Below are 11900 nucleotides of genomic sequence, written 5' to 3'. Positions count from 1 at the left end.
CCACCAAAAACCCCCCCCCCCCCGGCAGAAAGAGTAAGCTTCTTAGCGTAAATAGCCCCACCATTAGCTACCGCTTGGTTATCCGAGAAAGTCACGCTTTGATTCCCCGATATCGCAAGATCGGCATCTCCAGAAAGAGCTCCACCGTTTCCTGTAGTCCCCGTAACACTGTTTCCAGAAAATACAAGGGCACGGTTTCCTGTAATAGTGCAATTTCCTGTGCTATTTATGGCTCCACCAGAAGCCTCAGCAATATTTTTTGAAAAGAGAATAGGAGCAACATTATTTGTAATATCTACAGTACCAGCTGCATGAATAGCACCGCCTTTCTTCCCTGATGCAGTAGCTTTATTCTCTTCGAAAGAAATGGATCCTGTATTGCTTGTTAGCGAAAGATTCTTTGTAGAAATCGCCCCACCATCTTCACTACAGTAATTCTGTTTAATAAGAAGTGTTCCGTTCTTATTAAACGTGAGGTCTCCTCCACACTTAATGGCTCCTTTCCCTGTTGGAGTCGTAATTACGGATGATGGAGCTGCTAAGAAGGTAAGACTTGAAAATCCTGTTAGAGAAAGATTTTTATTAGCTGTTGAGACAGAAAGAGCCGCACCCGTAGCGCTAGACTTTATGTTTTGAAAAGAAAGTGCATAGCCCCCTCCAGTAAAGGTCAGGCCTTCAGCGGAATCAGAAAAACAACTGTTAGTTAAAACTGTAGTATTCCCAAGATTTTGCAGTGATACATCCCCTGTAAGAGTATAGTCTACTCCGGCAGTCGTAGCTTTGGGAGTGTAGTTTCCTGAGTTAGTATTTCCATCAAAACTATCCGAGGGACCTAGATTTTCAGCAGTAGCTGCAAACACTGAGGAGCAACTACTAAAACACGCCAGTGTTGAAGAGATCACTAACCAAGAAAATCGTGATTTCATAAGCCTACTTTATTTTTGAGTATTTTAATTGCAGCATATAAAAAACGAAACTCAAAGAATCAAGTTAAAAATTTTCGAATCTGTTTTGTCATCTTTAACTTGATTTGCTTATTTTTTTTCTATATTCATCCAAACAACTCTCTAAAAAACAAAAGTACTACCATGAAGTCTTCCATTCCCTGGGTTTTACTTTCCTCTGCCCTGACTTTTTCTTGTCACTCACAATTACTGGGTACCGAGGAAATCTTATCATCAGCAGATAGTTTCGATGGAAATACCAATTCTGGAACTTTTACCCCAAAATCTACAGCCTCAGTATATTCTTTATCAGGAAATGTTTTCATTTCATTTCCCGGAAAAGGAACTCCTTTATCAGACAGCTGTTTTAAGCAGAGCACAGACAATCTAACCTTCCTAGGAAACGGTCATAGCTTAACGTTTAGCTTTATAGATGCTGGGGCTCATCCTGGTGCTGCTGCATCGACAGCAGCAAATAAAAATCTTAGCTTTTCAGGGTTCTCGTTATTGAGTTTCGATGCTTCTCCTAATGGGAAGGTTACTACAGGTCAGGGAACTCTTTCCTCAACAGGAGGTGTAAATTTAGAAAATATTCATAAATTGGTGGTTTCGGGGAATTTCTCCACTGAAGATGGAGGTGCTATCAAAGGAGCTTCTTTCTCTTTAAGTGGACTTTCTGGCGAAGGAATTTTTAATGACAATTCATCGTCAAAAAAAGGTGGGGCTATTGCCTCTAGTGGAAACACTCGCATAGAAAATAATACGGGTTCTGTTAGATTCTTGTTTAACAAAGCGACTACTTCAGGAGGCGCTCTCAATAATGAAGGCAATGCTATACTATCAAACAACAAGTTGCTCTATTTTGAAGGAAACTCAGCAAAAACCAATGGAGGCGCTATCTTCAACAATAGCGGATCCTCAGAACTCACAATATCTGACAATGCGGGTCTGATCTTCCTCGCAAACACAGCTGAAACTAGTGGTGGAGCCATCTCTGCAAAAAAACTACTACTCTCTTCTGGAGGCTTTACAGAGTTTAGGCAAAATAATGTCTCAGCAGCAACTCCTAAAGGAGGGGCTATCAGCATTGAAAACTCAGGAGAACTCAGTCTTTCTGCAGAGACTGGAAACATTACCTTCGTCAGAAATACGATTACAACATCTGGTAGTAGTGATGCTCCTAAACGCAACTCGATCAACATAGGAAGCAACGGAAAATTTACTGAATTGCGTGCTGCTAAAGGTCGCACTATTTTCTTCTATGATCCTATTACTTCAGAAGGAACCTCATCAGATGCATTGAACATTAATAATGGCCCAGTAGGAGCTCCTAATCCATATCAAGGAACGATTCTATTTTCTGGAGAAACTCTAACAGCTGCGGAAGCTAAGGTCACTGAAAATCTAAAATCTTCATTCACGCAGCCCGTTACTTTATCAGGAGGTAAATTATTACTACAAAAGGGAGTGACCTTGGAAAGTACCAGTTTCACTCAAGATATAAATTCTCTCCTTGGCATGGACTTAGGTACGACACTACAAACTACATCTGGAAGCATTACAATCACTAACCTAGGAATCAATGTAGACTCATTAAATCTTAAGCAACCTGTGAGCCTTACAGCAAAAGGTACTGGCAGTAAAGTTATTGTATCTGGAAAACTGAATCTTATCGATTTTGAAGGGAACATTTATGAAAATCATATGTTTAGTCATGATCAACTCTTCTCTCTATTAAAAATCACGGTTGACTCTAATGTTGCTACTAACGTTGATACCAGTACGTTAGTCCCTACTCCTGCTGAACATCCTAGTTCCGAATATGGATATCAAGGAAGATGGAATGTCACCTGGACTACAGATACAACTAAAAATACAACAGAGGCAACTGCAACTTGGACCAAAACTGGATTTGTTCCCAGTCCTGAAAGAAAATCTGCCTTGGTATGTAATACACTATGGGGAGTATTTACTGACATCCGCTCTCTTTATCAGTTGGTAGAACTTGGTGCTGATGGTATGGAACACAAACAAGGCTTCTGGATCTCATCAATGACGAATTTCCTACATAAGATTGGAGATGAAGAGCGTAAAGGCTTCCGTCACACTTCTGGAGGTTATGTACTTGGAGGGAGTTCCCATACACCTAAAGACGACATATTTACCTTTGCATTCTGCCATCTCTTTGCTAGGGATAAAGATTGTTTTATTGCTCATAACAACTCCAGAACGTACGGGGGAACTATATTCTTCAAGCACTCTCATACCCTACAACCTCAAAACTATTTGAGATTAGGAAGAGCAAAGTTTTCTGAATCAGCTATAGAAAAATTCCCTAAAGAAATCCCTCTTGCTTTGGATATCCAAGTTTCCTTCAGTCATTCAGACAACCGCATGGAAACTCACTATACCTCATTGCCAGAAACAGAAGGCTCTTGGAGTAACGAGTGTATAGCTGGTAGTATCGGTCTTGACCTTCCCTTTGTTCTTTCTAACCCTCATCCTCTTTTCAAGACCTTTATTCCACAGATGAAAGTCGAGATGGTTTATGTATTACAAAACAGCTTCTTTGAAACCTCGATCGATGGTCGTGGTTTTAGTAGTGGAAAGCTTCTTAACCTTTCTGTTCCTTTGGGTATGAAATTCATTCAAGGAGATCTGGGAGACTCCTATACGTACGACCTTTCTGCATTCTTTGTTAGCGATGTCTATCGTAAGAATCCTCACTCTACAGCAACTCTTGTGATGAGCAAAGATTCTTGGGCAATTCGCGGAGGCAATCTTTCAAGACAGGCATTTTTGCTGAGGGGTAGCAACAACTATGTTTACAACTCCAAGTGTGAACTGTTTGGACATTACGCTATGGAACTCAGGGGATCTTCCAGGAACTATAACATTGACGTGGGTACCAAACTCCGATTCTAGCCTATTAAAACTCCCTAACTACCCTTGCTAGGGAGTTTTCAAACTTTCTTATTCTAAATTCTTTGAAATTAAATTTATTTTCCCAAAAGAGAAACTTAAAAAATAAAGCTTGGACGTTTGTTAAAAAAATGATTTTCTAAAAATTTATAATTTTGTTTTTAAAAAATAGTTATGTGATTAACATACAACAATCTATTCTTATTGACTTCTTTTTTTCCTGTTTATTAAAGTTACCTAAACTTTATTGATTTAACGAGAATACCATGACCCTACTTCGCAATCTTCTTACGTGCTTGACGGTATTTCTCACTCTTCCCGCAACTGCACAAGTCGTATATCTTGATGAAAATGACAGCTATAACGGTTCTGTCGATACTAAGGACTTAGATCGTAGAGTTACCTGTCATCCAGAAGGAACTTCTTATATCTTTTTAGATGACGTTGGCATTTGCAATGTTCACCATAATGAAAAAGATAGTGGGGTCTTTGTAAATCAATCTGGCGACCTCTTTTTCATGGGCAACTGCTACAACCTTACCTTCAAAAACCTTATGACTGAGGGTTTCGGAGCTGCAATTTCAAATAGAGTTGGAGACACTACTCTCACTCTTTCTGATTTTTCTATCTTAGGGTTTAGTTCAGCACCCCTACTAGATCAAGGACGAGGAGCTATTTATAGTCTTGGTTCGGTTGTTATCAAAGATAACGATACGGTTACTTTCTGTGGGAACTTCTCTACATGGAATGGGGGTGCTATTTATACTCCCTATCTTTTGGGTTCTAAGGCGAAACGTCCTTCGGTGACTCTCTGCGGAAACAGATACATGTCGTTTAGGAATAATGTTTGCCAAGGTTATGGCGGTGCCATTTACACTCACAATCTCAATATAACGACCGAAGGATCCACTTTTTTTGAAAATAATCACGCGTATCACGAAGTAAATACTCACGGAGGAGCCATTGCTATTGCCCCAGGAGGATCGATCTCTATATCAGTGAAGGAAGGGAACCTTAGCTTCAGAGGAAATACTACATCGAAAGACAGCAATACAATAAGAAGCTCTATCCATCTTCAATCTGGAGCACGCTTCGACAACCTACGTGCTGTTTCAGGATCTGCTGTTTATTTCTATGATCCAGTAACCACCAGCGAGTCGCATACAATTAGAGATCTTGTAATCAATGCTCCTGAAGAAGAGCAAGCATATGAGGGGACCATTGTTTTCTCCGGATGTTACCTTAATAATGATGAAATTTTCGAAGAAAATCTTACCTCCACAATCGCGCAAGACGTGACTTTAGCAGGAGGAACTCTCTCTGTATTAGATGGGGCTACCCTGAAGCTGCATTCTTTTAAGCAAGAAGAAAACTCTGTGCTTGAGATGTCTCGAGGAAGCTCTCTGATCTGTTCTGGGGACAATCGAGTTCTTAGTCTTAACATCCTGATTGAGGACAGCAGAAACTTTATCCCCGCCAGGATTTGCGCAGAAGAAAACCAGGCTCTTGTTTCGCTAGACAAGCTTAAAGTTACCTTTGCACCTTATTGGTCTCTCTATGATCTTTCTCAGTTTAAGGAAGAATTTTCTATCCCTCTTCTTGAACTTTTAGGACCTTCTTGTGATAGTCTGATCCTATCAGAGACTACTTTAGATAGAGCCGAAATCACAATGACGTATGAAAATATTCAAGGCTGGTGGTCTTTAACCTGGCAACAGGAAAACCCTTCTTTAGATAAAAACAGAAAGATAATACCAACAAAGAAAACTATTTTTCTTACCTGGAATCCTCAAAAAACTTCTCAGCCATAGCTTACGAGCAACCTCTCTGGAGCGATTCCGAAGCTCTATATTTAGAGAGGTTGACTAAAAACAAAATTTAAAGAGGATCTTTCTGAGAATTTTATGGTAACTATCTACTTTAAAATTCTCTTAACTACCTTTGGCTTTCAAAAGCTGCTCTTTAAAGTTCTCAAAAACCTAAGTTTTTTTTCAATCATTCTTCTAAACAATATATGTAGAAAGTAAGAAAGAAAGTCCCTATACAACGGCTTTCAATCTTAAAGCTATTAAAATGAAGAGATTACAAGAGATTCTTATTATACTTGTTTTTTTACAGCTTTTCCCTTATTTGTAGGCCAATCTAGTTTCATCTCTACATGCAAATGAAAAGGTCTATTCGTAAGTTTTTAATTTCTACAACACTGGCGCCATGTTTTACTTCAACAGCGTTTACTGTAGAAGTTATTATGCCTTCTGATAATTTTGATGGATCGAATGGGAAAATGTTTCCCTACACAATACTTGCAAATCCCAGAGGAACGACTTGCATTTTTTCAGGCGATCTTTACATATCTAATCTTGATAATTCGATATCTAGAACATCTTCCAGTTGTTTTAGCAATACGGCAGGAACCCTTCAAGTCTTAGGGAAAGGAGTGACTTTTTCTTTCGTAAACATCCGTTCTTCGGCAGACGGAGCTGCGATTAGTAATGTAATCACTACCAATCCTGAAAAATACCCGATGAATTTTTCGGGATTCAATCAAATAATCTTCGAGAATTGTGAATCACTGACTTCAGATACATCCTCAGGGAGTATCAAAGCTCATGCATCAGCGGTTTATTCCACAACGCCAACAACCTTTAGAGACAATGGCACTCTACTATTTCAATACAACCGTTCTGCAGGACCTGGTGCAGGAATTAGAAGCACAGGCATTACTATAGAAAACACCAAAAAACGCCTCCTTTTCAACGCTAATGGATCAATTTCGCATGGAGGTGCTCTCACAGCATCTGCAGCGATCAACCTTACGAACAACCCAGCTCCTGTGACTTTCTCAAATAATGCTACGGGGGTCTATGGAGGTGCTGTTTATCTTCCTGCAGGATCTATGTTAACTTCTGGGAATAGTTCAGGAGTCACATTCGCTAATAATAGTGCGCGCTCTGGAGGAGCGATTTTTGCTAACGGAAACGTTACCTTTTCTAATAACAGCAATCTTACGTTTCAAAACAATACAGCTGCCCCAGAAAATTCTGTTGCTCCGCCGCCAGCGAATCCCCCTACTTTAGGCTATGGTGGAGCGATTTACTGTACTCCTCCAGCTACACCACCACCAACAGATATTAAGCTTATTATATCTGGAGAAAACACGGTAGCATTCCTAGAAAACATAGCCTCAGTACAAGGCGGAGCACTCTATGGGAAAAGCATCTCCATTGCTTCTAATAAATCTACAACATTTCTTGGAAATATAGCTGGAAAAGGAGGCGCTATTGCCATACCACAAGGAGGAGATCTTTCTCTATCGGCAGATCAAGGAGATATTTTCTTTAATAAGAACCAAAGCTTAACTAGTGGCACAGCTACTCGTAATAGCATTCACTTCGGGGAAGATGCAAAATTTTCTACTCTAGCGGCTGCTAAAGGCTACAACCTATTCTTCTATGATCCCATTACATCAGACAATTTATCTAGTGGGACAGCCGCTCCTTCTGTTATCGTCAATCCCAAAACGAGTACTGATACTGCATATTTAGGGAACATTGTTTTTTCAGGAGAAAAACTCAATGCTGATGAAGCAAAGATCTCTGCAAATTTTACATCTACACTGAATCAAAAACTTGAACTTCAAGGAGGAACCTTCACTTTGCGAGACGGTGCAACCTTAAATGTTCATACCCTCACACAAAATGCAGCGTCAACCCTTTTCATGGATGCAGGGACTACGTTAGCAACTACAAATACTAATAACACTGACGGTACTATTACCTTAAATAATCTTGTTATCAATTTAGATTCTTTAGATGGCACTAAGGCTGCTCTAGTCAATGTGCAGAGTACAAATGGAGCACTTACGATATCAGGAAATTTAAAACTAGTTAAAAATTCTCTGGATTCCTCTGACAACCATGAGATGTTCAATAAAAATTTAAACCAAGTGCCAATCTTAGAGCTTAAAGCAACTTCAGGAACTGTGACTACTACAAATTTTAGTCTCAGCTCCAATGGCTATCAGCAGTCTCCCTACGGCTATCAAGGAACTTGGGAGTTTGCCTTAGATGCAACGACGAATAAGGTCACAGGAACATGGAAAAAAACTGGTTATATTCCCCATCCTGAGCGTCTTGCTCCGCTCATCCCGAATAGCCTTTGGGGAAATCTTCTAGATTTACGAGCTGTAAGCCAAGCTTCAGCAGCGGGCGGTGAAAATGTTCCTGGGAAGCAACTCAGCATTACAGGAATCACAAATTTCTTCCATGCGAATCATACCGATGAAGCGCGTAACTACCGTCATATAGGTGGAGGCTACCTCGTCAATACCTACACACGTATCACTCCAGACGCTGCGTTAAGTCTAGGTTTTGGACAACTATTCACAAAATCCAAGGATTACCTTGTAGGTCATGGTCATTCTAACGTCTATTTCGCGACAGCGTATTCTAATATCACAAAGCCTCTCTTTGGATCATCACGTCTCTTTTCAGGATGTACTTCCCGAATTAGCTATAGTCTTAGCAATGAAAAAGTAAGGACGTCGTATACAAAATTACCCAAAGCCCACTCCTCTTGGAGCAACAATTGCTGGTTAGGAGAAGTCGAAGGTAACCTTCCTTTCATTCTCTCTTCACGTATTTTAAACCTGAAGCAGATCATTCCCTTTGTAAAAGCTGAAATTGCTTATGCGAATCACCGAGGCTTGAAAGAAAATAGTCCTGAGGGAAGGATTTTTGGGAAAAGCCATCTAATCAACGTAGCGGTTCCCGTAGGTGTTCGGTTTGATAAACATTCTCACAATCGACCAGACTTTCATACTATAATCGTAGCGTATGCTCCAGATATCTATCGTCACAATCCCCACTGTGATACGATCTTACCTATTAATGGAGCTATGTGGACCTCTGTAGGGAATAATTTAACAAGAAGTGCTTTGCTAGTACAAGCATCAAGTCATACTTCAATAAATAACGTTTTAGAGATCTTCGGGCACTGTGGATGTGATATTCGCAGAACTTCCCGTCAATATACTCTAGACATAGGAAGCAAATTACGATTTTAAATCTTATTTAACGACAGGGTTGAGGCATGCCTCTTTCTTTCAAATCTTCATCTTTTTGTCTCCTTGCCTATTTATGTAGTGCAAGTTGGGTGTTTGCCGAAACTAGACTGGGAGGGAGTTTTGTTCCTCCAATTACGAATCAAGGTGAAGAGATCTTACTTACTTCTGATTGTATCTGTTCAAACTTCTTAGGAGCGAACCTTTCAAGTTCGTTTATCACCAGCTCGAGTAATCTCTCCCTATTAGGAAAGGGCCATTCCCTAACGTTTTCTTCCTGTCAAGCTCCCGTAAGTAGCACCTATGCGCTACTCTCTGCGGTAGAGACCCTATCCCTAAAGAATTTTTCTTCTATTAACTTTACAGGCAATCAATCTACAGGACTTGGGGGGCTGGTTTATGGAAAAGATATCGTTTTCAGCTCAATCAAGAACTTGACCTTTAATGCCAACCGTGTGCCCTATTCTCCAGCATCTGTAACGACGATAGCAACTCCTGCAGTCACCACAGTAAATACAGGAGCTGCTGTTCTCCAACCCACAGAATCGCTGACAATTGAAAACATTTCAGGATCGATAACGTTTTTGGGTAACCTTTCTAACTTTGGATCTGCGATTAGCAGCACTCCAACCACGATTGTCAAGATCATGAATAACTCTGCTTCGATGAATTTCTCGCATAATTTTACTTCTTCAGCGGGCGGTGTGATCTATGGAGGGCAATCTCTCCTATTTGAAAACAATACTGGAAGTATCACTTTCTCAGGAAATTCTTGTGTCCACAGCTTAAAAGGCATCACTCCCTCACGAGGAACATATGCTTTAGGAAGTGGTGGCGCCATCTGTATCCCTACGGGAATTCTGCACTTTAAAAACAATCAGGGTCCATGCACTTTTTCTTATAATGGCACGCCAAATGATGCGGGTGCGATCTATGCTGAAACCTGCAACATCACAGGAAACCAGGGAGCCATTACCATTGATAGCAACACTGCAGCAAGAAATGGTGGGGCGATTTGTGCTAAAGTGCTCAATATCCAAGGGCGCGGCCCTATCGAATTCAAGAGAAATCGCGCGGAGAAAGGCGGCGCTATTTTCGTAGGTCCCTCTATTGGAGATACTACGAAAACAACATCGACCCTTACTATCTTAGCTTCTGAAGGAGACATTACTTTCGAAGGAAACATGCTTAATACAAAGCCTGGGATTCGTAATGCCATTACTGTAGAGGCTGGGGGTGACATTGTATCTTTGTCTGCTGCAGGAAGATCTCGTCTTGTATTTTATGATCCTATTACACATAACCTGCCGGCAACGAGCGCAACTAATAAAGATATTACGATCAACGCCAATGGCTCTTCAGGATCTGTAGTCTTTTCTAGCAAAGGGCTCTCCTCAATAGAACTATTGCTTCCTGCAAATACTACAACTACACTTTTGGGAACAGTAAAGGTCGCTGGGGGAGACCTTATTATTAAAGATAATGCTATTGTCAACGTGCTTGGCTTCGCTACCCAAGGTTCGGGTCAACTTACCCTAGGCTCTGGAGGAACCTTGGGGTTAGCAACAGCTACTGGAGGAGCAACTGCTGTAGACTTTACCATTGGGAAGCTAGCTTTTGATCCTTTTTCTTTTTTAAATAAAGACTTTGTTTCGGCATCGATAAACGCAGGTGCCAAAACGGTGACCTTAACAGGAGCCCTAGTTCTTTCGGAACACAATGATAATGAGCTTTATGATACGCCATTATTGCAATCCTCAGTGGCAATTCCTATAGCTATTTTTAAAGGAGCAACTGTTACTAAGACAGCGTTTCCTGAGGCAAACATTGTCACTCCAAGTCACTACGGCTACCAAGGAAAATGGTCCTACACATGGTCACGTCCCCTGTTAATTCCCGCTCCTAATGGAGAATTTCCTGGAGGCCTTAATCCTGAGGCAAATACCCTTTTTGTTGTATGGAATTCAGACACTCCTGTTCGTTCTACCTATATCTTAGATCCGGAGCGTTATGGAGAAATCATCAGCAATAGCTTATGGATCTCCTTCTTAGCAAATCAGGCATTCTCAGATACCCTACAAGATGTTCTTTTGGCAGACCATCTCGGGTTATCCATAACAGTGAAAGCTTTAGGAACCTATGCTGAACACACACCTAGACTAGGACACGAAGGCTTTTCAGGTCGCTACGGAGGCTACCAGGCTTCGCTATCTATGAACTACATAGACGAGACTATCCTAGGGTTTTCATTCGGCCAGCTCTATGGAAGAACAAATTCCAATCCCTATGATGCGCGTTGCTCAGAACAAATGTATTTACTATCTTTCTTTGGACGATTCCCTCTAGTGATTAAAAAAAGCGAAGCATTGATCTCTTGGGAAGCTGCCTATGGATATTCAAAAAATCACCTGAACACTACCTACACGAGGCCTAACAAAACTTCAAAATCTCAAGGGAAATGGCATAACAACAGTTACTATGTTCTAATTTCCGCGGAACATCCCTTCCTAAGCTGGTGTCTTCTTACAAGACCTCTTGCACAAGCTTGGGATCTCTCAGGATTTGTTTCTGCAGAATTCCTTGGGGGTTGGCAAAGTAAGTTCACAGAAACTGGGGATTTGACACGTAGCTTCAGTAGAGGTAAAGGGTACAATATTTCCCTTCCTATAGGATGTTCTTCTCAATTGTTAACACCATTTAAGAAGGCTCCCTCTACACTTACTATCAAAGTTGCCTACAAACCAGATATATATCGCGTAAACCCTCATAATATTGTTACTGTGGTCTCCAACCAAGAGAGCACTCCTATATCAGGAGCAAACTTACGCCGCCATGGTTTGTTTATACAAATCCATGACTTAATAGATCTCTCTGAGCAAACCCAAGCCTTCTTAAACTATACCTTTGATGGGAAAAATGGCTTTACAAACCATCGTGTCTCTACAGGAGTCCAATCAACATTCTAAAACTCT

General features: G+C 40.8%; 4 protein-coding genes and 1 pseudogene. 4 read left to right on the top strand and 1 reads right to left on the bottom strand.

The features are described from left to right. A pseudogene (locus tag CMV32_RS04200) lies at nucleotides 1-926 on the bottom strand (polymorphic outer membrane protein middle domain-containing protein); the annotation flags it as partial. Nucleotides 927-1088: 162 nt separating this feature from the next. On the opposite strand from CMV32_RS04200, the gene CMV32_RS04195 reads away from it, so the two are divergent. The 4 genes from CMV32_RS04195 to CMV32_RS04180 all read left to right on the top strand — a co-directional run bounded on the left by CMV32_RS04195 (nucleotide 1089) and on the right by CMV32_RS04180 (nucleotide 11894). Beyond that, nucleotides 1089-3869 (top strand): polymorphic outer membrane protein middle domain-containing protein, encoded by a 2781-nt coding sequence (locus tag CMV32_RS04195; RefSeq protein ID WP_100934677.1) that lies wholly within the window; start codon nucleotides 1089-1091, stop codon nucleotides 3867-3869. A 263-nt stretch (nucleotides 3870-4132) separates the two neighbouring features. Continuing rightward, nucleotides 4133-5677, top strand: coding sequence for a polymorphic outer membrane protein middle domain-containing protein (locus tag CMV32_RS04190; protein WP_100934655.1), 1545 nt, complete (start codon nucleotides 4133-4135; stop codon nucleotides 5675-5677). Between the two features lie 353 nt (nucleotides 5678-6030). Beyond that, entirely contained in the window at nucleotides 6031-8931 is a 2901-nt protein-coding gene (locus CMV32_RS04185; protein ID WP_100934676.1) for a polymorphic outer membrane protein middle domain-containing protein, read from the top strand. A 26-nt stretch (nucleotides 8932-8957) separates the two neighbouring features. Further along, a complete protein-coding gene (locus tag CMV32_RS04180) occupies nucleotides 8958-11894 on the top strand; it encodes an autotransporter domain-containing protein (RefSeq protein ID WP_100934654.1) in 2937 nt (978 codons plus the stop codon). The last annotated feature ends 6 nt before the right edge of the window (nucleotides 11895-11900 follow it).

Origin of the sequence: Candidatus Chlamydia corallus (assembly GCF_002817655.1) — a bacterium.
Lineage (GTDB): Bacteria > Chlamydiota > Chlamydiia > Chlamydiales > Chlamydiaceae > Chlamydia > Chlamydia corallus.
Note: the sequence above shows the minus strand (reverse complement) of the source record. Positions and strands in the feature narration are given on the sequence as shown.